Here is a 23,299-nt window from a genome sequence, read left to right as displayed (position 1 = left end):
TCACCCCATGTTTGAACATTTTTCGCTCAAAGAAACGCTCACCACAACAATGGTTTTGTTTGCCGTAATCGATATAGTAGGCTCCATTCCTATCATTGTTGGGCTGAAAAAGAAGTTTGGAAAAATTGAAGCGGAACGCGCTTCAATCGTGGCGGGGCTTCTAATGATATTCTTTCTTTTTATCGGAAACAACATTCTGAAATTAATTGGGGTAGATGTTAATTCCTTTGCGATTGCGGGTGCCTTCGTCATCTTTGTCATTGCTCTGGAAATGATTTTAGGCATCGAAATACAAAAAAATACAGAGGCGAAATCTGCTTCGATCGTGCCGATCGCTTTTCCGCTTATTGCCGGCGCGGGAACGTTAACGACGACGCTTTCTCTGCGTGCGGAATATCATGACATCAATATTATTTCGGGTATTATTCTGAATACAATTTTCGTATATTTGGTGCTGCGATCGTCGAACTGGCTCGAAAATAAACTGGGCGACGGCACACTTCAGGTTTTGCAAAAAGTTTTCGGTATTGTTTTGCTTGCGATTTCTATTAAATTGTTTACAGCCAACTTTGCGCAGCTTTTTTCAACCTATGTTAAATTTTAAATTCAATAGTAATGCAACGCTTCTATAAAATATTCTTAGTCCTTTTCGTAATTTTTATCGCATTTAATCTTTATATGATGGAATGGGATTTAGGCTTTTGGCATGAAGAGAATTCAAAATTCATCCTCTCCATGTCTGCGGGAATTTTGGGTATTATTGTGGTTTTTGTTTTGAACACCATGAGCAAACTTGGCGCGCCAAAAAAACCGTAAGCGGCTTTTTTTCACCACTTTCTCTAAAACCTCATCACATCCTTCACCACTCCATTATTTTGGGTGTGCTGCAACAGTTCTTTGATGATGAATTCCTTTATTTTATCTTCATCTTTATTGCGGGGAAAAAGCAGATGCACATTTGCACCCGCGTCTAATGTGAAGAAAAGCGGAAGATCGGTCTCTTTCCGAAAGTCCCAAATCTTATTAATGACGGCTAAAGTTCCGGTTTTCATGAGGATGAAGGCCGGCTCGCTCATCATCATCATGGCGTGCAAGGTTAAGGCCTCGTGTTCTACCAACTGAATAAAACGTTTCAAATCCCCAACCTTCAAAATTTCTTTCAAAGTAGAAAAATTCTCATGCGCTTCCTGAAATCTACGTTCGGCGTACGGATTAGTGGTCATCAAACCGTGACCAACAGTAGAACTCACGGATTTTTCACCCTCGTGAATAAGCAGAACCCAATCATTGAAATTCTTGAAAATAGAATGAATGTCCTTCGACGGAAAAGCGACGGCAAAAAGATCGGAACTGGCCTCCACTTCTTTTGTTTCGCCCCAAACGACCAATCCATTGTAGAGACTTCTGCAGGCGCTGCCGCTTCCTAAACGGGCAAGAAAACTGGCTTTTTTTAACTTGAAATCTTCCTCGGCTTTTCCACAAAACAGATCGTCCACTTCCATCAGGCATTTTGCGATGGCGCCGAATCCAGAGGCGGAACTGGCGATGCCGGAACTATGCGGGAAGGTATTTTCCGTTCGGATGATGTATTTTCCTTTTAAAATCCAGGGTAAAAAAGCTTCGATATTTTTGAAATATTTTTCAATCTTTTCCGCAAATTTCTTTTCTTCTGTACTACTTAAAAAAGTCTGGACAGAGAATTTTTCGTCCGCCAGAAACTCGATTTCCGTGTTGGTTTTGCACTGACTTAAAGTATAACTGATGCTGGGGTTTGCAGGAATCTGATTTTCATATTTGCCCCAATATTTTATCAATGCGATGTTGGAAGGGCAAGATTCTGACACCTTAGCGTTTGCAGTTTTGTACTTTTTTGATCCGAAAAATTCTTCCATAACTTGAATTTCGCGGCTTCGCCGCCTTCTTTTTTTATTATTTGTTAACAAAACATCCTGCGGTATCGCCGCTTCCTAAAAACCTACTTACTAAACGCTGAGTTCGCGTACATTCGATCGATAACATCGGCATATTTCTTTAAAACGACGTTGCGCTTCACCTTAAGTGTGGGTGTAATTTCGCCGCTGTTAATTTCAAATTCTGCCGGCATCAAAACAAACTTTTTCACTTTTTCAAAGCCGGAAAGACCTTTCTGAATTTCTTCAATTTTTTCGTGATAAAATTCTTTTATTTTTTCTGAATTTACAATTTCTTCCCACGTGGTAAAAGGAATATTCATCTTCTCCATCTGCTCCTTTAAGGACTCAAAATTTGGAATAATCAAGGCGGTGACAAACGGTTTTCCTTCCGCCACAACCATCACCTGATTTACAAAATTATTATTGGAGAGAAGATTTTCCAGAGGTTGTGGCGCCACATACTTACCGTTGGATGTTTTCATCAAATCTTTTATTCGGTCGGTGATAAAGAGGTTTCCCTGTGCATCAAATCTTCCGGCGTCGCCCGTTTTAAACCAACCATCTGCTGTGAAGACTTCTGCAGTTTCGTCGGGTTTCTTGTAGTAGCCTTTCATAATTCCGCTTCCTTTGGCGAGAATCTCGTCGTTTTCGCCAATTTTAATTTGCGTATCACCAATGGGAATTCCGGCGGAGCCGTGTTCAAAGTGATGAAACGGAAAACACGTTAACGTAGCCGTGGTTTCAGTTAAGCCATAACCAACAGTGACGTGAATACCAATAGCTTCAAAAAAACGCGTAACCTCCGACGAAACGGAAGCGCCACCACAGGGCATGAACCAGAGTTTTCCGCCCATTTTATTTTTAATCTTGTTGAAAACCAATAGTCCCGCCACCTTATTTTTAATCTGTAAAGAAACCGGCACCGACTTTTGCAGTCTGCGATTCTCGGCGACTTCGGTTCCTACTTTCACGGCCCAGGAAAAGATTCTCTTTTTCGTATCCGAACTGTTTTGTGCCAATTCGTTTACGCCGGCATATATTTTTTGATAAAACCGTGGCACAGCGCACATCATGGTGGGTTTAATCTCTGTTAAGGCACTGGCAATAAGTTTGGTATTTTCTAAAAAATAAACCGTTGCGCCACCGGATAAGGCGAGCAACGTCCAGCTGCGTTCGAAAACATGCGTCAGTGGTAAAAATGCAAGGGACTTTTCATTCTCGAAATTTTTAAATTTAAAAAAATCGAAATGAGCTTCGACGGACTTGTGGAAATTTCCATGTGTTAACATAACGCCCTTCGGTGCTCCCGTGGTGCCGGACGTGTAAATGATGGTGGCCAGGTCCTCATTTTCTTTCGCGCAAATATTAAAATTCTCCGCCGCTTCTTTTATAAAATCCTGAAAATATTGGCTGCGGTCTTTCTGAATCCAAATCGATTTTTTCGCTGCAATAATTTGGGTGAGGAACGCGCTATTTTCTAAAATTTTAAAGGAAGCATCGTATTGTTCCTGATTACCCACCAAAATTATCCTGCATTCAGCTTCATTCAAAATATAGGCGGCCTGATCCAGATTGTTTGTGGAATAAATAGGTACTGTTACGGCGCCCAGAGATAAAACAGCCAAATCGAAAACGATCCATTCGGCGGAATTATCGGAATAGATCGCTACTCTGTCGTTTGCTGAAATCCCGGCTTCGCGTAAAGCGTTTGCTGTTTTAAAAACCATCCGGCTTAAATCTGACCAGTGAATTTCTTTCCACTGCTCCTTTTTCTTAAAACCGATGGCGGATTTAGAGGGAAATTTTTCGGCATTTTTATTTAAAAACTCTGCAATATTCATGTGATCTGGGACTTCTTTTGGTCTGAAATATAATTCTTTAAATGAAAATCTACGCTTTCCGTCACCGGAATAAAAGAATAGTTCAGTTCATCTTTAATTTTTTGATTGGATACGATGCGGTGCGAAGTTACGGCTTCAATATTAACTTTATTCAGGATTCTTAATGGTGGTAAAAGCCAGCCGAACAAGACATTTAGAACATAACCGAAATTCAGAACGGATTTTGATAAAACTCTCGCTTTTGTTTTGCCCAGTTTTGCGCGGATCAGGTTTGCCATATCGACGACCCTTTTATTTTCGGAAATAACGATGAATCTTTCGTTATATACATTCCTTCCCATCAACTGGATTGCAATGTTTGTAACGTCTCTAACATCCACGTAATTCGAACTTCCGCTCATGGCAAAGGGCTGTTTCTCGAAGGTTCCAAAAATTTCACCACTGCTCGATTGCCAGTTTCCGCTGCCGATGATGATGCCAGGATTGATGATAACCGTATTTAAACCTTCTGCAGCGGCGCGCCAAACTTCCATTTCGGAAAAATGCTTAGACTTTGCATAACCCGAGTGGTGAAGCTTGGAGTTATAATTGGAATCTTCCGTCATTTCGCCTTTTTCATCCACGCCATCCAAAACGGAGATTGAACTTACAAAACAGAATTTTTTCACCATTGAATTTTCGCAGGCGTACAACAAATTTTTTGTGCCTTTGATGTTGGAAAGATACATTTCGTGCCGGTCGTCCGGATGAAAACTGACTTTAGCGGCACAATGATAGACCTCCGTCACGTTTTCGACTGCTTTTTTCAGCGATCTTAAATCTTGAAAATCAACCTCAACCCACTCGATCCTATTGAAAAAATCGTCTGGATTATCGGTGTAAAACTGAAAGGAATGTTTAACCTCTGCGAGATTGCTGGATTTTCTTTTCGTGGCGCGCACCGCTTTACCGCGCTTCAGCAATTCTAAAACGAGTACTCTTCCGAGAATTCCTGTGGCGCCGGTGACTAAAACCATGATTTATTGTGGTTGGTGAAGAGCGAAATTAATGATCTTTCGGCTCGGAAAGAAAATCTTTAACAAGTTCATTAAAATCTGTGGGATTTTCCGCCTGTACCCAATGTCCCGCATTTTTTACGGTAACGATCGAAGCGTTCGGAAACTGTTGTTTAATCTGAAACTCATCCTGCGGTAAAATATAGTTGGAATTTCCGCCGGAAATAAATAAAGTTGGTCCAGTAAAGACGCCAAATTTAATGGCATTGGAAACAAATTCGCTGTACTTCTCCGCAAGAGTTTTGAGGTTAAAACGCCAGTTTAAGCTTTTATCTTCGGTCCAGTAAAGACTTTTTGCTAAAAACTGAATAACGGATTTCTCCGGAATGTACTGCTCTAAAACCTCTTCCGCTTCCTGCCGCGTCGTTATTTTTTCGAAATCAACACTTTGCAGGGCTTTCAAAATACCTTGGTGATGCGGCGGATAGGCTTTTGGTGCGATATCGACAACAATAAGCTTTTCCACTTTCAGGGGATATTTAATGGCGAACTGCATAACGGCTTTTCCGCCCAGCGAATGTCCTAACAGATTACATTTTTCGAGCTTGTGGAACTCCATGTAATGTAAAATATCGTGGGCCAAATCATCATGCGACATTTCGGGCGAGTGAAAACTTTTGCCGTGATTTCTTAAATCGATTAAGTGAACCGGAAATAGCGCGCTCATTTCCTTGCCAAAACTTCCCCAGTTATCGAGCATGCCAAACAAACCGTGGAACACCAAAAGAGGTGTTCCGGAGTAATCCTGTCCGTATATTTTTGAATGTAAAATTTCCATCAATAATTAATTTTTAAGAATTAAAACTGCCTGTTTACCATTTTGCCAACCGCTTCAAATAGGCTTGTACGGTATTTTCAAGGCCCATATATAGCGCTTCGGAAATTAAAGCGTGCCCAATGGAAACTTCCAGCAAATTAGGAATGTTGTCTGCAAAATACTTTAAATTATCTAAACTTAAATCATGTCCGGCATTCATCCCGAGCCCATATTTCTCCGCTTCGATGGCGGTTTCAACGTAAAGTTTAATGGCTTCTTCTTTATTTTTCGGATAGTTCGTGGCATACGCTTCTGTGTAAAGTTCGATGCGGTCGGCGCCGGTTTCTTTCGCAAATTTTACCATATCCGGATTTGGATCCAAAAATATTGACGTTCGGATTCCGGCACTTTTAAATTCCGAAATAACATTTTTTAAAAAGCCCAAATGTGCTTTGCAATCCCACCCGGCGTTGGAGGTGAGGGCATCATTCGCGTCAGGCACCAAAGTGACCTGCTCCGGTTTAACTTCCAAGACCAGGTCGATAAAGGGCCGGTGCGGATTGCCTTCGATGTTAAATTCGGTATGAACCAAAGGTTTCAGGTCGTAGACATCTTTCTGCGTGATATGCCTTTGGTCTGGACGTGGATGGATTGTGATTCCCTGCGCGCCGAATTCCTGTAGCTTTACTGCCGCTTCAGTCACACTCGGCAATTCGCCGCCACGTGCATTTCGAAGGGTGGCAATTTTATTAATATTTACGCTGAGTTTCGTCATTTTTTCTTAAATTTTTGTGAACTGCATAATTTCCAGATCGAAGTCCTTGGAAGCGACCAAAAGGTGATCGAAAATATCGGCCATAATTTTTTCATATATCTCCCACTGCGAATCATTGGTGAAACAATAGATTTCCAAAGGCAAACCCTGCGGCGTATTTTCGAGCTGGCGAACCATCAACGTTCCTTCCTGATCAATATGTTCGTTTTTCTTGAGGTAATTAAAGGCGTACTCCCGAAACACACCAATATTCGTTAATTGTCGACCGTTGATCACCAAATCGGAATTCTGAAGGGATTCGCGTTCTTTAATAATACTCGCCTTCACTTCACCGAGATAATCTTTTATTACGTTGATCTTTTCCAATCGGTTTACCTCCTCAATGTTCAGAAATTTAAAAGAATGGATGTTAAAGATAATGGAACGTTTGATGCGCCGTGTGTTGCTTTCCGACATCACCTGGAGATTTTTGATCTCCGTTGTCAGCAAATCATAGGTTGGAATTGTTGAAATGGTTTTGTCGAAATTCTGGATCTTTGTCGTTAAAAGATTCAAGTCTTCAATGGTGCCTTCCAGATTGTATTTCGGAATTCCGATCCAGTCGCCAACCTTCAGATTTTTTGATGTTGCAACATGAATTCCCGTCACAAATCCCAAGATAGTATCGCGGAAAACCAGCACCATCACCGCCGTAATTGCTCCCAAACTCCCTACAATGGCGGAACCACTGATGCCGAAAATAACGCAGATAGCAATAACCGAAGAAACAAAAATCCCGAAGATCTTTACGGTTTGCGATACGGCATTCAGGGCGATTATTTTGTAGTAATCCTGTTTGATGATGAAATAGTTTCGGAACGCAGCCAATGCGCGGTAAAGCATTCCTGCAACGACGAGGACTATCGCCAGGCCGATCATTCTCTCCAGGAAGATAAAACTTTTCGGGTGGCGGTAAAACACGGAAAACAGGGCAAAACTCCCGAACAGAAGTGCGATTAAATGTGAAAAGGAATTGGTTATTCTGGATTGGTAAATGGATCTTAGAACCGGATATTTATCATTGTCGTAAAATAATTTGAAAATCGTGTTGATGAGCAGTTTCATCAGAAAATCGACCAGATAAATCAGCGCGACAAAAATGGCAAATTTAAAGAGGATCTGGCAGAACAAAACCCAGCCATCCGGGATGTTGTCCTTCACAAAGAAGTGAATCATATCACTCATCGTCTCCAGAAAATCTTTGGTATCTTTCAGTTCACTATTCATTAAGGCAAAAATAGGAAAACCGATTGTCTTTCCCCGATTTATAACTACTTTTAACAAAATTTATCAAGTATGGACGCTTCTTTAATTCAGTTAGCGAGTATAATTCTCTTAATTCTGGGGCTGGTCGGAACGTTCCTTCCTGTTTTGCCGGGATTGCTCTTAAGCCTCTGTGGCTTGCTCATTTATAAGTTCGGGACCGATACGCCTTTATCGATGGTTTACATCTGGATTTTTGTGTTTCTTACGGCCCTTTCTGTCGTTCTTAATTACGTGATCCCCGCACGCACGAACCGAAAATACGGCGGCACGCGCTGGGGAAGTATAGGCTCGGTGGTCGGAACACTGGTGGGAATGTTTTTTATTCCTGTTCCTTTTGGGTTTTTAATCGGGATGTTTTTGGGTGTTTTTGTGGGCGAATTATTGCATGACGCAAGCGACAGAAAAAAAGCATGGAATTCAACAAAAGGCGCATTTATCGGTTTTTTATATGGCACAGGATTTAATTTCATTGTAGGTTTGGCAATGTTTTTGGTAGTTTTGATAGATATCTTTAAAAATTAAACTTATGATACCAAAAATCGTTATTACTGCCCTGGGAATTTTTAGCCTCGCCACGTGTCAAAACCAAAAAACTTCCCAAAATTCAACGATCACACCGAATAGCGAAATTGCGACAAATACCTCCACAAAATCTACACCCGTGAAAACAAATAACACCGGAGAACCGGAAATGTCTGTCGGACTTCCACCGGATCGCGACGCAGTAAAAACTGCGCAGGAAGAACAGGGATCATCCAGCATGAATAAGTCGGGAGTTGTTTATTTATCGGAAGGCGAAAACAAATTCCTGAAAGAATATGAAATGAATGTCACCTTCAAAAGAATGGTGGAAGACAGCCGCTGCCCCCAAGGCGCTAACTGTGTTTGGGAAGGTGTTGCCACCGCAGAAATCGAATTAATGGGCTTGGCAACAAGACCGATGACGGTTAGAATTAGCACTATGAACAGTGCCGACAGAGGTTATTCGAAAATGCAGGCTTTTAACGGTTACAATGTTTCCCTAGTAGAAGTTGCGCCCGAAATAACGTCTGCAAAAGGCTTTAATGCTTTAAAAGGCAAGTACAAAATTGGGCTTCGTTTTGAAAAAGGAACTCCCGTGGATCCGAAAACACAGCGTGGCGGAACTACCACGAAATAGGTTTTAGATTTTTAGATTTTAAATAATCGTTGATCGTCGAAAAAGGCTTGCTGCCATAAAAACCGCGATAAACCGAAAACGGCGAAGGATGCGCCGATTTAATAATAAAATGTTGAGAGGAATCGATAAGTTCCTCTTTTTTTGTGCAAAAGCGCCCCACAAAACAAACACAACATTTTCTTTACGCTCCGAAATCTCTGCGATAATAAAATTCGTAAACCGTTCCCAGCCCAGATCTTTGTGCGAATTTGGTTCGTGCGCTTTCACCGTTAAAGTCGCATTTAAAAGTAAAACGCCTTGTTTCGCCCAGTCATCGAGTTCTTTTTTCGTGCGTTCAATTCCTAAATCATCTTTCAATTCCGTGAAAATATTTTTGAGCGAGGGCGGCGCTGTAACATTCTCCGAGACGGAAAAACACAGGCCGTTCGCCTGAAAATCATTATGATACGGATCCTGACCGATGATGACGACCTTTACCTCATTAAAAGGCGTTAATTCCAAGGCGCGAAAAATCTGCTTTTTCGGCGGGAAACATTTTTCGGCGGCGTATCTTGCTTTTACGTTTTCCCAAAGATCCTGAAAATAGGGACTTTCTTTGATGGGGGCTAGAATTTCGGTCCAGGTCATTCGTTTTTTTGATGTTTGATATATGATGAACGATATGCGATGATAGGTTACAAATTTACGCTAAGTCGAAAATAATATCTTCCTAATATTTTTCGTACGTGCAGTTTTCATTTGAAATAAATTGAAATTTCTGAAATAAATTTAATGGAATTTAAATTTTTTCTACCGGCGAAAACTTCAATTTTGGTCAAATTTAATTCTTTGAAGGCGTAATTTAAAATAAAATGGGCAGCTTTAGACATCATTTATTTTTCCTGAAAGTCTGTCAGCAGTTCGTAGCTTAATCTCACATTGTATCTATCGTCGGGGACTTTCAAAACAAAGCCTGTTAAAATCAGAGAGCTGGTATTTTTTTCAAAGATAAAAAATTCAACCGCCGGACTTTACTAATATTTTTTAACACGGACCGCTTCCTAAAACTTTTCGTCTTATTATGTTAAAATAAATTAATTTTGCAAAGTGCATATACAAAAAGACGATTTAGACGAACTTGAATTTCCCGAATTACTCGCGGAAATCGCCCCTTTTGCTTACTCCAAGAAAACAGCAGATAAAATTTCGAAACTGCGGCCTTTCGCGCAGGACGAAGCCGAAATTTCCTTAAAAAAAGTAGCCGAATTTTTATCGAGTTTCGAAAGCGATAACGCTATTCCCTTTCACGAATATGAAGATATTGAGGAAGAACTGAAACTGATGGTCATCGAAAATTACCGTCTGGAAAACGCATCGTTTCTTAAAATAAAAAGTTTAACGGAGCAGATTGCAAGGTTACAAAAGTTTTATCCCGTTTATGAGGATTTATTTCGGAACCTACACAACGACGTGAAAGATTTGGAATACCGAAAGGAAATTATCGACCGCATCGACAAAGTTTTAAACCGCTTCGGAGAAGTTAAAAGTGAAGCTTCGCCCATTTTAAAGACGTTGCGGGCAGACATTTCTCACGCCAGAAAAGCCATTCAGGAAAACTTCAACAGAAGTTTAACCGCGCTGACGAATACCGATTATCTGGATGATATCCGCGAAAGTATTATCGATGATCAGCGCGTACTCGCGGTGAAATCGGGGTATAAAAAGCGCGTGCCGGGACGAGTTTTGGGACTTTCGAAAACCGGCTCGATTACATACATTCAGCCGGAATCCGTGGTGAAACATCAGTTTAAACTTCGCGAGGACATTGAGGAAGAAAAGAAAGAAGTCGATAAAATCTTAAGAAAACTGACGACAGAAATCGCCGAATTTCAGCCGCAGCTTTCCGACTATCAAACCTATATTTTCGATTTAGATCTCACGCGCGCGAAGGCTAAATTCGCCGAAAAAATACACGGTGTTTTACCGAAAATCAACGTCCACAAAACGATGCGGCTCGTGCAGGCGTATCACCCTTTGCTTTGGATCCGAAATTTAGCAGAGAAAAAGAAAATCTTCCCGCAGACGTTAACTTTTACGGAACATAACCGGATCATCTGTATTTCCGGGCCCAACGCGGGCGGAAAATCGATTACTTTGAAGACTGTTGGTCTGCTGCAGCTCATGATTCAGAGTGGAATTTTGGTGCCGGTTCACCCGAAATCGGAGATGTTTTTCTTCGATAAACTGATGACGGATATTGGTGACAATCAGTCGATTGAAAATCAACTTTCTACGTATTCGTCGCGGCTGAAGAAGATGTCGACCATTATTAAAGAAGCAAATGCAGACACGCTTTTGTTGATCGATGAATTTGGAACCGGTTCCGACCCCGAACTCGGCGGCGCGCTGGCTGAAGCTTTTTTGGAATTTTTCTACGACAAGAAAAGTTTTGCCATCATCACCACCCATTACACAAACATTAAACTCGTTATCGAGCAGCTGCCAAATGCCCAAAATGCGGCCATGCTTTTTGATGAACATTCGCTGGAACCGCTTTATAAACTGGAAGTTGGGCAGGCGGGAAGTTCTTTCACTTTCGAAGTGGCAGAAAAAAATAAAATTCCAAAATACATCATCGAGGCGGCAAAGAAAAAAGTGGAGCACGACATCATCAATCTGGATAAGACGATCGTAAAACTTCAGCAGGAAAAATTTGAGGTCGAAAAATTACGGACCGATCTCACCGAAAAGCGCGATTCTACACAAAATAAAAAGGAAAACCTGGAAAAACTGAACGAGCAACTGCAGCAAAAACTTTTCAACTTTCAAAAACTCTATGAAGACGAACACCGGAAACTTCAATTTGGAAATAAAATTGAAGGTTTTATCGATTCCTACATCAAAGGGAAATCGCGAAAACTGGTCGTCGGCGACTTCGTGAAAATTCTGGAGCAGGAAAAATTCCGAAAACTTGGCGCGGACAAAGACGAAAATAAGAAGATGCAAATCGTGAAGCGCAAAATTACGCAGCAGCTGAAAAAAGTGGATGTTCAGGAAAAAATTGTTGAGACGCACGAGAAATTGGAAGATAAACGCCAGCGGGAACGTGCGGTTTGGATGAAAGTGGGACAACGGGTAAGAATTCCGGGCTCTACCAGCGTTGGAACCATAGAAAAAATTGAGAAAAACGGTAAAGTTTCGGTGAATTACGGAACTTTCAAAACGCAGATTTCAGGTGATGAACTTGAGCGGATTTAAAAATAACCTCGATTTTCTATTTTAAACTGTCCAAATGCTCCGGTAGAATCGAATTTTCCAGAACGGGATCGTCAAATTTATACACGCTCAGCACGCCGGATTGTTCATAATATGCATGTTCCACCTCCGAAAGATAGCGGATTCCCTCCTGCCGAAGTAGCATGTACACTTCATTTTCATCGATATCGTCTTCGGTAAAATTTTCTTTTAAAAGCTGTCCGTTCTCCACGAGTTTCATGACTTTCGGATCGGTAATCCGCCGTACCGGTTCATATTTAATCCCAATATAAACGTAAAATTTTTGAAAAGCGGCGATCAAGGTGATAACCGCAATGGGCACGGCCAACGGAATGTCTGGGTAAAACATGGCATCGCCCACGGCACTTCCCATGGCGACGATCAGCAGAACATCTGCGCTGCCTAAGCCGCCCACAACCCGCTTTCCGAGCCACCTGATCATCAGAATGGTATAAACCATGATAATGAGAACCCGCAAAATGATTTCCAAATAAATCATATAGGTAAATTCTCCGAAAATCATTTTCCAAAAATCAAACGTATACTCGCTGGCTTCGATCATAATTGCGTATTTTAAATTAGTTTAAGCGCAGGATAAAGCTACTAAATTTCGCGCCATAATTATAACTTGCCGTAAAGAGAATAAACGTTATCAAAGCAAAAAAAATCACCTACATTGCTGTAAGTGATTGATATTAAAGTGGTCTCTCCAGGAATCGAACCAGGGACACATGGATTTTCAATCCATTGCTCTACCAACTGAGCTAAGAGACCTTTCGTTAATTGAGTGGTGCAAAAATAGGAACTTTCTTCTTCTCTCACAAATCATTTCGAAACTATTTCACGCCAATCCCCTAAGTTTGTTGATTATCAACGTGATTATTTTCTTCTTTTTGAATTTGCTCACTCATTTCCTCCAAAACAGGTTTAATGGTACTTTCGGGAAGTTCGCTGATTCGAATATACATTAAACCATCAATGGCATCATTAAAACTCGGATCAACGTTAAAGGAAACGACTTTCGCGTTTTGTTTGATATACTTTTTGATGAGAACCGGCAAACGCATTTCAGGTTCCAGATCATCGATTATTTTATCGAGTTTGTTTAAGTCGGATTCTACCTCATCGAAAAAAAGATGTTTATCGCGGTCTTTTAATTTTACCTTGAATTCATTTTTTGGGTGAATGTATTGTGCCACCGCCGAATCGTAATAATTGGAACGCATAAATTCGATCATCAAAGATTTGGAAAATTCCGAAAATTTGTCTGAAATACTTACGCCACCCATCAGAAATTTATGCTCCGGATTTCGCAGGCAAACATGAACAATACCGCGCCATAAAAGGAAAAGCGGCAGCGGCTTCTGCTGATATTCCGCCGAAATATAGGCCCTGCCCATTTCGATTACTTTGCGGAAGAAAGGCCGTAATTCCGGATCAAATTCAAACAAAGAGCTCGTATAAAAGCCGTTGATGCCGTGTTTCTTCATTACCTCGCTTCCCAATGCCATTCGGTAAGCGCCGGCCAGTTTTTGGGCTTTATTATCCCATAAAAACAGATGACGGTAATGCTCGTCATATTCGTCCAGATCGAAGGGTAGATTGCTGCCCTCGCCAATTTTCCGGAACGTCAGTTCGCGCTGTCGCCCGATCTCCCGCATGATTGAGGGAATCTCGGAATAGGCTGCAAAAAAAACTTCATAAATTCCGTTCCGGAAAAGCATTTTGTCCGCTTTATACAACGCGTTGATTTCGTTGATTAAATCTTCCTGCGGCGTCTCGTCGATGATGTTCTGCACAACATTCTCTTCCTTTAACAAAGCAAAATTCAGCTTTAAATTGGGAAGTTTCAGCTGCTCGGCGATCGTTCTTCTTTTTTCATAATAAGATTTCAGCATGTAGATTTTCTTCTGCAGAAATTCGCCCATCTCTTCGATGGTATCGTGATCTTCCAAAACTTTTACCGAAATCTGTTTTCCGATGCGGATTCGAATGGGTTTCTCGCGGTTGTGCATCATTTCCGCCGGCAGCAGCAAGGTTTGCAAATCGGGATGAAGTTTGGAAAAATGGTAAAAAACGCGGCTGTTTTTCGCATGAAAATACATGGGAACCACGGGAACTTTTGCCATTTTAATAAGTTTTAAAGCCGGCTTCTCCCAGGTCTTATCTAAAATTTCGCCGAATTCATTATTTTTATTAGAAACTTCGCCTGCCGGAAATATGCCCACGCAACCGCCGCTCTGCAAATGCTTCAGTGTTTCGCGCATTCCCACGGAGCTGTTGCGCGCATCTTTGCGGCCTTCAAAAGGATTTACAGGAATGACGAAAGGTTTCATGGGCTCGATTTTTTCTAAAAGAAAATTGCCCATAATCTTAAAATCCGGCCGGATTTCCGTGAGGATTTTCGTCATTAAAATTCCGTCGATCGCGCCCAGCGGATGATTGGAAACCAAAATAAAAGGTCCTGTTTTCGGCACTTTCGCCAAATCTTCCGCAAATACAATGTATTTTAAATTTCTTTCGCGCACGAAGGCATCGAAAAAATCTTTGCCTTTTTTGTTTTTCAGGACGTCGTACAGCTGATTAACTTCATTAATCTTCGTTAAACGCATAATGGCAGACGCTACCGGATTTTTCATAAACCCGATCTTGCCTAAACCCGATGCCTTAATTAGATCATTCTTAGAAATGAGACTCATTGGTTATTAGTTAGTTACGACTTGAATCGTTTTTTTAGAAATTTGCTCTAATAATATATTTTTATTTTCGTAAAATTTATTTAAGTCCTCTAATTTAGCGTTTCTCACGGTAAAAAGCGAAACACTTTTCACCATTTCGGTATTAAAGCTGATTTGCAGTTCCTGGTTTAGATGGTCGATGGCATCATATTTATCTTCAATGCAGAGCGCAAGCGAGATTGCAGAAGTCTGCATCAGGGAAATCGTAATTTTATTCTTAGCCAGCAGCGCAAAAATTTGGCTTAAATGCTCCTCGGCGATAAAGGAGAAATCCCGCGTCGAAATATGGATTAAACTCTGGTTTTCTTTTAAAATATAGGTTTCCTGCTCCTCGTTTTTTGCAGAAGCGCCCACTTTGGTTCCCGGATTTCTTGGATCCAGAAAAGATTTCACATAGAAAGGAATATTTTTCTGCTTCAGTGGCTGCAGGGTTTTTGGATGAATGATTGACGCACCGTAATAGGCCATTTCAATCGCTTCTTCATAGGAAATGTTGGACAAAAGTTTTACGTTTTCGAACTTTCGCGGATCGCCCGTCATCACACCCGGAACATCTTTCCAGATCGTCATCGCCTCCGCGTTTAAACAGTAGGCAAAGATAGCGGCAGAATAATCGGAGCCTTCCCGGCCCAGCGTTACGGTAAAATTATTGGCCTCCGATGCGATGAAACCCTGCGTTACGAAACACGTTTGGAGATTTATTTCGGCAATATTCCGTTGCGTGGCTTCCCAGTTGATGTTGCCCTCGCGGTAGTTGCTGTCGGTTTTAATATAATCCCGGGCATCAAGCCATTCGTTTTTGAATTGAATGTCATTCAGGTATTCGCTCACAATTTTACTGGAGATCATTTCGCCACAGCTCACAACCTGATCGTAAACAAAATTATAGTTGGGCGATTTATTCCGGCGTAAAAAAGATTCAATATCATCAAAAAACAGAGAGATTTCCGCCAAAACCGGATGGTCTTTTTGAAAAAGACCCTCTGAAATTTCCAGATGGTTTTGCTTCACCTTTTCAATTTCTGTTTGGTAATCGATCTTGTTGAAATAGTTTTCAACGGCTTTTTCTAAGGCATTGGTCGTCTTCCCCATGGCCGAAACAACCAGCAAACAATTTTCGAAACCTTCCGATCCTAAGACGACCGAGACATTTTTCACACTTTCGGCATCTTTCACAGAGGCACCACCAAACTTAAAAACTTTCATCTAAATATTTAAATATCAATAATTTATGCAACTAAAACCTTTGCCGAAGAAAAAATTTTAAAGTTCAAAATTATCAATTTAGCACGGAATAAAAAAACTTGGTCAACTATTAGAGAAAATGACTTTCAAAATTAATCCGTCGGTGCTGCGCCAAATTCCGGCAGAAACACCTATTGTCTCACTTTAATGAAAAGAAAAGCGGACGAATCCAAAGAAATTTCCGAAATTTGTGATAATTCAAAAAGCATAACAAATGTCAGAACAAAATTTTCAGACCCTCGGTGAATTTATTATTGATAAGCAGGAAGACTTTCAATACAGCACCGGAGAACTTTCCCGCCTTTTAAGCGCCATTCGGTTGGCTTCAAAAGTGGTGAACCGCGAGGTAAACAAAGCCGGAATCGCGAACATCATTGGGAATTCGGGACTTGAAAATATTCAGGGCGAAGTACAGCAGAAGCTGGATGTTCTGGCGAACGAAATTTTTATCGAAGCTTTATCCCAACGCGAAGTAGTGTGCGGCATCGCCTCCGAAGAAAACGACGATTACATCGAAGTCAAAACCGGCCCCAACGCACACCTAAGCAAATATGTCGTGCTGATTGATCCTTTAGACGGCTCCTCTAATATCGATGTGAACGTTTCTGTAGGAACCATTTTCTCCATTTACCGACGCGTTACCGAACCCGGAACGCCGGTTGGTCTGGAAGATTTTTTACAGAAAGGCGTCAATCAGGCTGCGGCAGGTTATGTGGTTTACGGCTCCTCGACGATGATTGTTTATACGACCGGCAACGGCGTGAATGGTTTTACGCTGGATCCAAGTTTAGGAACCTATTACCTCTCCCACCCTTGCATGAAATTCCCGAAAACGGGAAAAATTTATTCCATTAACGAAGGAAATTATGCGAAATTTCCGCAGGGCGTAAAAGATTACATCAAATTCTGCCAGGAAGAAGAAGGCGACCGTCCTTACACGTCGCGCTACATCGGCAGTTTGGTGTCGGATTTCCACCGAAATATGATTAAAGGCGGCATTTACATCTATCCGTCGACGTCGCAGTCGCCGAACGGTAAGCTGCGTTTGCTCTACGAATGTAATCCCATGGCCTATCTCGCGGAACAGGCCGGCGGAAAATGTACGGACGGTTTCCGCCGGATTATGGAAATTGAGCCGACAGAACTGCACCAGCGCGTTCCCTTTTTCTGCGGCAGCTCCGTGATGGTGGAGAAAGCCGAAGAATTTATGGAAAACAATAAGTAGTACTTTTTTTTGTAGCTTAATCCCGCTTTCCACTATATCTTTTTATCCGCGGCGGATAAAAAGGATGTCGTTGCAATAGGGGCTATTTACCGGTAGAAATCAAAATTCAATACCTCTTGTGGAACACATTATTATTGAAAGAGCGGCTGCGGCCGATCATTCGGTTTTAACTCCGATCAGTTTTGAGAGTAAAGCATTTTGGGGTTATTCCACGGCGCAATTGGAAACATGGAAAGAGGATCTTATTATAACTCCGGAATACATTTCTCAAAATCATGTCTATAAAATGGTTTTAAACTCCCACATCATCGGCTTTTACTCCTTTATTCGGATTAGTGATGATCATATTATATTGGAGCACTTGTTTGTACGCCCGGAGCATATCGGCAAAGGTTTCGGAAAAAATCTGCTCGACCATTTTTTAAAAATCGCGGAAGATCTGAAAAGCAAGAGCATTACGCTGGAAGCCGATCCGCACGCAGAATCTTTTTACAAAAAATTTGGATTTACGACTTTTGGATTTAAGGAATCATCGGTCGCCGGCCGATTTCTTCCGGAGATGATCTATCATTTTAAGTAATATTTTACGCACTTCTCCCATTATTTCAGGAAATGAAAACAGCAACCTTTAAAAAATATATCCTCAACTTTAAGCGCCCCAGCGGAACTTCACGCGGGGTTTTGTTGACGAAAGAAACTTACTTTCTTGAAATATCGCAAAACGGCAAGACAGGTCTCGGCGAATGCGGTCTTTTTCGCGGTTTGAGTTATGATGACGTGCCGAATTACGAAGAAAAACTCGCCTGGCTTTGCGAAAATATCAATGCAGATGCAAAATTTTTGAAAGAGGAACTGCAGCAATTTCCGTCTATTTGGTTTGGATATGAACAGGCTGTCTTAAATTTAAAACACGAACGTGATCTCTATTTTCCCAGTGAATTTACACAGGGAAATGCTTCCATAAAAATCAATGGCCTCATCTGGATGGGAAGCGCGGCATTTATGCAGGAACAGATCGAGGAAAAACTGGCAGAAGGTTTCGACTGCATCAAACTCAAAATCGGTGTCGACTGGCCTTCCGAAAAGAAAATACTGGGCGAACTGCGCCAAAAATTTCCGAAAGAACAGCTGGAACTCCGGGTCGATGCCAACGGTGGCTTCACAGTCGCCGAAGCAAAAGATGCGCTGAAAGAACTTGCAGACCTGGAAATTCATTCCATCGAACAACCCATTAAAGCAGGAAATATCACCGAAATGAAAACGCTCTGTGCTGAAACTCCCACGCCGATTGCCTTGGACGAAGAACTCATCGGCATTTTGACTTTAGACCAAAAGAAGAAACTTTTAGAAGAAATAAAACCGCAATACATTATTCTGAAACCATCATTAATCGGCGGCTTTTCGGGCAGTGATGAATGGATTTCGCTTGCAGAAAATCTTGGCGTTGGCTGGTGGATTACGTCGGCGCTTGAAAGCAATATCGGTTTGACCGCCATTGCGCAATATACTTTTACGAAAAATCCGACGATGCCTCAGGGTTTAGGCACGGGCGGACTTTTTACGAATAATTTCGAGTCCAGTCTGGTACTGAAAAGCGACCAGCTTTCGATGTTTAAGCCGTAAGATTTCATTAAATAACCCCTCCAAAAAAAAGATTTCTTCCGCGTAAGAACAAGCCGCAAACCGTGAGTTTAACTGTGATTTATTCGACTGTACCCGAAAAATTGCTTTCTTAGTTCCTGTTTTTTAGCAAAACCCAACCGGTATACGTTCGTCCGTCCGGCAAAGTGATTACATACCAATACGTTCCGGTATTTACAACGCGTGATGAATTGGTTCCGTCCCAAATGAATCTTGTTTCGCTGTCCTGTTCGAAAACTTTTGCCTGGAAACGGTTAAAAACTTTAAGATTCGCCTGTTTTCCGTTAAAAACATTTAAATCATTAATAATCCATTTATCATTGTATCCATCTGCATTTGGCGTAAAGGCATTTTTAATATCTAAAATTACTCCTTCTTTTGTTTCCGGAAGACAGGTTGAGCCCTCAAATTTTACATAAAAAGTAGTAATCCCAAAAGGCAGATTGGTGAAAACATTACTCTCCACAAAATTAATTCCGTCGATGGAATAAAGAATTTTTTGACTTCCTATGGCGATGACGGTGATCGTATTTCCGGTCGCTTTAAGTTCTGTAATAACAGGAACCTCAAATATTTTCACCTCGAAAGTGGTGCTGAAAGTGCAGCCATTGGCCGCTACAACATTTATTTTATAAAGACCCGGAACATTCACGCCTAACAGTTTATCGCTCGTCGAAACTATTTTGCCCGACGGATCCAGCCATTCGAAAGCTACGATATTAAGCGTCGAAAAATCGGGCTGAATATCCACTGAACTTTCTTTACAGAAGTAATACTCCGGTAAAGTGAACATCGGTGTTTTCTTCAAGGATAAATTAATTTCCACTTTATCCGGGCAAAAACCGTTCGTCATCACTTTTACAAAGATCTTTTGCGCACCGCTATTTTCGTGATAAAGGAAGGCATTTGGCGTTGAAATCCTGTTTGTACCATTATTGAGGTCTGAAAAAGTTGGATAATATTCGAAAGATGCAGCGCCAATAAAAATTTGACTTTCAAATTGCGTCAGGTCGATATTTTCGCTGCCGTCGTTTCCTGTGTCGCACGTGTTGGTAACGATGAAAGGTCCGCTGTTCGCCAGTTTCACTTTCTGTCCAAATCTAAAATCAACGGACGCCGTATCAAAACAACCTGGAATATTGCCGACGCGCACCCAAACTCTGGTCACACTCGAATCGAACGTAAATTTCTCCGGATTTTGAATGACGTTGATATTATTGTTTGCATCGGCCTGTGTTTTAAAGAAGGTAAAATGATTGTCGGAACTTTGCGTAAACACCATTTGCGGGGTGTATTGCGTGAGATCAAGATCATATAAGCCGTCTAAATTATCGTCGCAAATATCTGAGATAATTGAATTAAGCGCTTTTGGCGGTAAATACGTTTGAAGTTCGATGGGTGCAACGGAATAACACGCCGTTACTTTCGAAGAAAATCGCGCCCAAACCAAAACTTTAGATCGGGTGGTCACCACCGGAGAATTAATCTGCGTCGCAGGATTACCAGCGTTTGCTTCGGTTTCAGTCTTGTAGTAAGAAACCTTTATATCACCAAACGGAATTGAGTTTTCACCCTGTAAAAACAATTGCGGATAAGCGTCAGCGAGATTAAAGGATTCGTTCAGGTTAAAATCGTAATCACATTTTTGCAGAATGGCCGGATGTAAAATAATGACCGGTAAAAAGTCTAACGCAATATTAATGGTGCTTACCGAATAACAACCCCCGTTGGTGAAAGAAACTTTTACATATACAACCCCACTTTTATGCGATACGAAGGCGGTAGGATTATTTATTAAACCGGACAAAGAATGGTTTGTCGCGTCGTAATATTGGTAGTATTGAAAAGCTACCGGGTTTGCGCCGTTATAAATTTCGGATTGTAAAGCCGTGAGATCAACCGGTTCTAAGCCGTCATTATTATTATCGCAAACAGAATTTCTTACAAGATTTACGGCTGTTTTTATAACGGGTGTGGGAACCAAACTGATGTTGATTTCAAAAATATTGGAGCAACCGTAAGAAGTAATTTTAACAAAAAGCTTTATTGCACTTTGAACATTGTACGTTGATAATGGATTAATGTTATTTTCGGCATCGGTTTGAGTGGCGAAATAAGTGACCGCCGCGTTCTGAGAACCTTTGATCTTGGTACTGAAATTGGAAAGCACATAGTTTTCTGCACCATCATTATTAAAATCGCAAACCACAAACTGGGTTTCAGCAATTACAACATGAACTAAATTGATTTGAATTTCCTTTACGGCGTAGCAACCGGTGGAATCGGTAAATCTTACATAGAAAGATTTTTTCACCAAATTTCCGTCAACACTCACCGTTTGAAGGTTCGAAATTGGATTTAGATTATTTTCAGCGTCCTCTTCGGAATCAAAGTAAGAAACAGCGATTCCAATTGGAGACTGCAACAGCATTCCCGCCGAATAGGTACTCAGATTTACCGAAATATCCTCGGTTCCATCAAAGCAAATGTGTACCGACTGGCTTTTGGCAACGACTTCTGTAAAAGTAATCTCCATATTTACCGTCGCAATGCTGAAACATCCACCCGGAAACGCTATGCGTACAAAAACAGGATACGTTCCTTCTACGATCGTACCTGTAATACTGCCGGTGCCGGACAAAGCGGCCTGATAGCTCAGATAAAAACTTAAATTAACATTGGGGTCGGTAGTTACCAGCGGTCCCAAAACATCGCCATAATTAAAGGGTTCCACCATGTCATATTTAAAATCGCAGGTGGACCACTTAAAAGTAACCGGCGAATTTACAACAGGACTCGCCGAAAAAGTCACACTAATCGGTCCGAAAACCTGACTGCAGGCGGCGGTTTGATAATTAACATACAGTTGGGTGCTGGCGGTAAAATCAGCTCTTGTTACTTCATTCACATTATTGGCCGCATCAGCCGCCGATAAAAAATAATGAATAGTACCATTAATTGGCGCATTAAATAATTTGAGATTCAGCGAAGAGAGCTGAAAATTGGTTTCAACACCATCATTATTATTATCGCAAATTTCTACGGTGTTGGTTAATAAGATGGTCGAAATGGTACTCAAATTTAAAACAGAAGTTCGGTAACAGGTAGGATCCAGTTTATTTTGAACGCGCACATAAAACTTTTTACTGCCAGACAATACGAAAGTTTTGGGTTGCGGATTGGCGCCACTTTGCGCTTCTGCTAAAGAATTATGAAAAGTAAAGCCGAAGTTTGCGGGATCTTGTGGGGTGAGATCTCCCACGTAATCATCTAAATTAACATTGAAAGAAGTATTGCCACAGAAAATTTCTGTGAAATTTTTAGCTAAAGGATAATCAGCGGCGAATGTTACCGTAGCGGTATCTTCTAAAACATACTCAAAATTTCCACACAGCGGATATTTTACTTTTACGGTATAGACTTCATTTTTCTCCGGACAAAGACTTATTGTGGCACCGCTGCCCAGATTTTGATTGCTGGAATTAAACCAGGAAATCTGCGGGGTAATCGCCTGCCCTGCAGGCGTGAATTTATAGGCTTCGTTTTGTGCCTGCCAAACTCCTGTATTTCGCCCGGCAGGAGAATAACCAGTTGTCCGGTCATCATTAATCATCCCAATAAGCGAATTTTTAAATTTTGCAGTGGAGCACGGCAACGGTTTGTTCTCCACGAAAACCTCGACAACGTTTGAACCTTCCGATAGCACAATCTGCGATGTAGAAGTCTCTGTGCAGCCTAAAAGCCTGCCTTTATAGAAGTTGATGATCAGTTTGCGGCAAGGCGCGATGCCTTCAATTCGGTAGTAAATTTCGGAATCGTTATCTTTCGAAAAGATCAGATCGCTATACGCGCCAAAAACACTGCTTCGCGGCAGCGACGCACTGGGATTTAAATCTTCAACATTCGGATAATTAACGTTGCCAAGCTGCGAGGTATTAAACGATATAACGCCGTTGGTACCAATAATTACCTGGTTATAATTATTGCCAAAATAGCAAAAGTTAAACGGAAGATCTATTTTGTCAAAAAACAAATCATCGCCATTCGCCAAAAGCGGGGTTCCGGCGTTAAAGTCGCCATATGGCATGAAATTTTCCGCAGAAACGGTGTACGAATCGGTTTTGTTGAAAACGGGAACGCTGGCAGTTAGCTGCAGGCAGTTACCATTTAAAGGATAATTGCAGTCAATTTCTGGATTTTCGTTTCCTAAAACGTCGGTAATTGTTGTTCCAGCACAAATCTGCTGTCCTGCAAGAGGACAACTGAAAAATAAGAAAGAACAAATAAGAAAAAATACTTTTGTATGCATAGGATACAGTGATCTTTTATTTTTGTTTTTCTTTCAAAATTTGTGTGTGTTAATAGTTAGAAATAAGAATTGCGAATGATT

18 protein-coding genes, 1 tRNA gene and 1 pseudogene are annotated in these 23,299 nt (G+C 41.2%); 8 read left to right on the top strand and 12 right to left on the bottom strand.

The genetic code is table 11. The annotated features are described in order from the left end of the window. Window positions 1-7: 7 nt before the first annotated feature. Complete coding sequence (locus tag L0B70_RS08285) at window positions 8-604, top strand: MarC family protein (RefSeq protein ID WP_235141352.1); 597 nt, start codon at window positions 8-10, stop codon at window positions 602-604. An 11-nt stretch (window positions 605-615) separates the two neighbouring features. Continuing rightward, the gene (locus L0B70_RS08280) at window positions 616-816 is read left to right on the top strand and encodes a hypothetical protein (protein ID WP_235141351.1); all 201 of its coding nucleotides are present in this window, start codon (window positions 616-618) and stop codon (window positions 814-816) included. Between the two features lie 23 nt (window positions 817-839). On the opposite strand, the gene L0B70_RS08275 is transcribed toward L0B70_RS08280, so the two are convergent. The 6 genes from L0B70_RS08275 to L0B70_RS08250 all read right to left on the bottom strand — a co-directional run bounded on the left by L0B70_RS08275 (window position 840) and on the right by L0B70_RS08250 (window position 7,607). Beyond that, on the bottom strand, window positions 840-1,892 hold the full coding sequence (locus L0B70_RS08275) for a diphosphomevalonate/mevalonate 3,5-bisphosphate decarboxylase family protein (RefSeq protein WP_235141350.1): 1,053 nt from the start codon (window positions 1,890-1,892) through the stop codon (window positions 840-842). Window positions 1,893-1,975: 83 nt separating this feature from the next. Continuing rightward, entirely contained in the window at window positions 1,976-3,754 is a 1,779-nt protein-coding gene (locus L0B70_RS08270) for a long-chain fatty acid--CoA ligase (RefSeq protein WP_235141349.1), read from the bottom strand. Then, window positions 3,751-4,770, bottom strand: a complete 1,020-nt coding sequence (locus L0B70_RS08265) for an SDR family oxidoreductase (protein ID WP_235141348.1) — start codon at window positions 4,768-4,770, stop codon at window positions 3,751-3,753. The genes L0B70_RS08270 and L0B70_RS08265 overlap by 4 nt, the downstream gene beginning before the upstream one ends. Window positions 4,771-4,798: 28 nt before the next feature. After that, window positions 4,799-5,587 (bottom strand): alpha/beta fold hydrolase, encoded by a 789-nt coding sequence (locus L0B70_RS08260; RefSeq protein WP_235141347.1) that lies wholly within the window; start codon window positions 5,585-5,587, stop codon window positions 4,799-4,801. Between the two features lie 34 nt (window positions 5,588-5,621). Further along, window positions 5,622-6,341, bottom strand: coding sequence for a pyridoxine 5'-phosphate synthase (locus L0B70_RS08255; RefSeq protein ID WP_235141346.1), 720 nt, complete (start codon window positions 6,339-6,341; stop codon window positions 5,622-5,624). 6 nt (window positions 6,342-6,347) lie between these two features. After that, window positions 6,348-7,607: a mechanosensitive ion channel family protein gene (locus L0B70_RS08250; RefSeq protein ID WP_235141345.1), complete on the bottom strand. Its 1,260-nt coding sequence runs from the start codon at window positions 7,605-7,607 to the stop codon at window positions 6,348-6,350. Window positions 7,608-7,676: 69 nt separating this feature from the next. Here L0B70_RS08250 and L0B70_RS08245 point away from each other — a divergent pair, with 69 nt between their 5' ends. Then, window positions 7,677-8,168: a DUF456 domain-containing protein gene (locus L0B70_RS08245; protein WP_235141344.1), complete on the top strand. Its 492-nt coding sequence runs from the start codon at window positions 7,677-7,679 to the stop codon at window positions 8,166-8,168. Window positions 8,169-8,172: 4 nt separating this feature from the next. Beyond that, a complete protein-coding gene (locus tag L0B70_RS08240; protein ID WP_235141343.1) occupies window positions 8,173-8,805 on the top strand; it encodes a hypothetical protein in 633 nt (210 codons plus the stop codon). On the opposite strand, the pseudogene L0B70_RS08235 reads toward L0B70_RS08240, so the two are convergent. After that, window positions 8,792-9,432, bottom strand: a pseudogene (locus L0B70_RS08235) (uracil-DNA glycosylase). The gene L0B70_RS08240 and the pseudogene L0B70_RS08235 sit on opposite strands and share 14 nt — an antisense overlap. A gap of 459 nt (window positions 9,433-9,891) precedes the next feature. On the opposite strand from L0B70_RS08235, the gene L0B70_RS08230 reads away from it, so the two are divergent. Continuing rightward, entirely contained in the window at window positions 9,892-12,042 is a 2,151-nt protein-coding gene (locus L0B70_RS08230; protein ID WP_235141342.1) for an endonuclease MutS2, read from the top strand. Between the two features lie 16 nt (window positions 12,043-12,058). Here L0B70_RS08230 and L0B70_RS08225 read toward each other — a convergent pair whose 3' ends face one another. The 4 genes from L0B70_RS08225 to L0B70_RS08210 form a co-directional block, all read right to left on the bottom strand. After that, a complete protein-coding gene (locus L0B70_RS08225; protein ID WP_235141341.1) occupies window positions 12,059-12,622 on the bottom strand; it encodes a DUF421 domain-containing protein in 564 nt (187 codons plus the stop codon). A gap of 139 nt (window positions 12,623-12,761) precedes the next feature. Beyond that, window positions 12,762-12,834: transfer RNA gene (locus L0B70_RS08220), tRNA-Phe, on the bottom strand. Between the two features lie 80 nt (window positions 12,835-12,914). Continuing rightward, complete coding sequence (locus L0B70_RS08215; RefSeq protein WP_235141340.1) at window positions 12,915-14,759, bottom strand: lysophospholipid acyltransferase family protein; 1,845 nt, start codon at window positions 14,757-14,759, stop codon at window positions 12,915-12,917. A 6-nt stretch (window positions 14,760-14,765) separates the two neighbouring features. After that, complete coding sequence (locus L0B70_RS08210) at window positions 14,766-16,004, bottom strand: aspartate kinase (RefSeq protein ID WP_235141339.1); 1,239 nt, start codon at window positions 16,002-16,004, stop codon at window positions 14,766-14,768. Window positions 16,005-16,257: 253 nt separating this feature from the next. On the opposite strand from L0B70_RS08210, the gene fbp reads away from it, so the two are divergent. The 3 genes from fbp to menC all read left to right on the top strand — a co-directional run bounded on the left by fbp (window position 16,258) and on the right by menC (window position 18,891). After that, complete coding sequence (gene fbp, locus L0B70_RS08205; RefSeq protein WP_235141338.1) at window positions 16,258-17,268, top strand: class 1 fructose-bisphosphatase; 1,011 nt, start codon at window positions 16,258-16,260, stop codon at window positions 17,266-17,268. Window positions 17,269-17,386: 118 nt separating this feature from the next. Further along, entirely contained in the window at window positions 17,387-17,848 is a 462-nt protein-coding gene (locus L0B70_RS08200) for a GNAT family N-acetyltransferase (RefSeq protein WP_235141337.1), read from the top strand. Between the two features lie 32 nt (window positions 17,849-17,880). Continuing rightward, window positions 17,881-18,891, top strand: a complete 1,011-nt coding sequence (gene menC / locus L0B70_RS08195; protein ID WP_235141336.1) for an o-succinylbenzoate synthase — start codon at window positions 17,881-17,883, stop codon at window positions 18,889-18,891. Window positions 18,892-19,000: 109 nt separating this feature from the next. On the opposite strand, the gene L0B70_RS08190 is transcribed toward menC, so the two are convergent. Continuing rightward, window positions 19,001-23,218, bottom strand: coding sequence for a T9SS type B sorting domain-containing protein (locus tag L0B70_RS08190; protein WP_235141335.1), 4,218 nt, complete (start codon window positions 23,216-23,218; stop codon window positions 19,001-19,003). Window positions 23,219-23,299: the final 81 nt, after the last annotated feature.

The sequence above is a fragment of the Kaistella sp. 97-N-M2 genome, from assembly GCF_021513235.1.
Taxonomy (GTDB): domain Bacteria; phylum Bacteroidota; class Bacteroidia; order Flavobacteriales; family Weeksellaceae; genus Kaistella.
The sequence above is the reverse complement of the archived record's forward strand: the minus strand, read 5'-3'. Positions and strand labels throughout refer to the sequence as shown.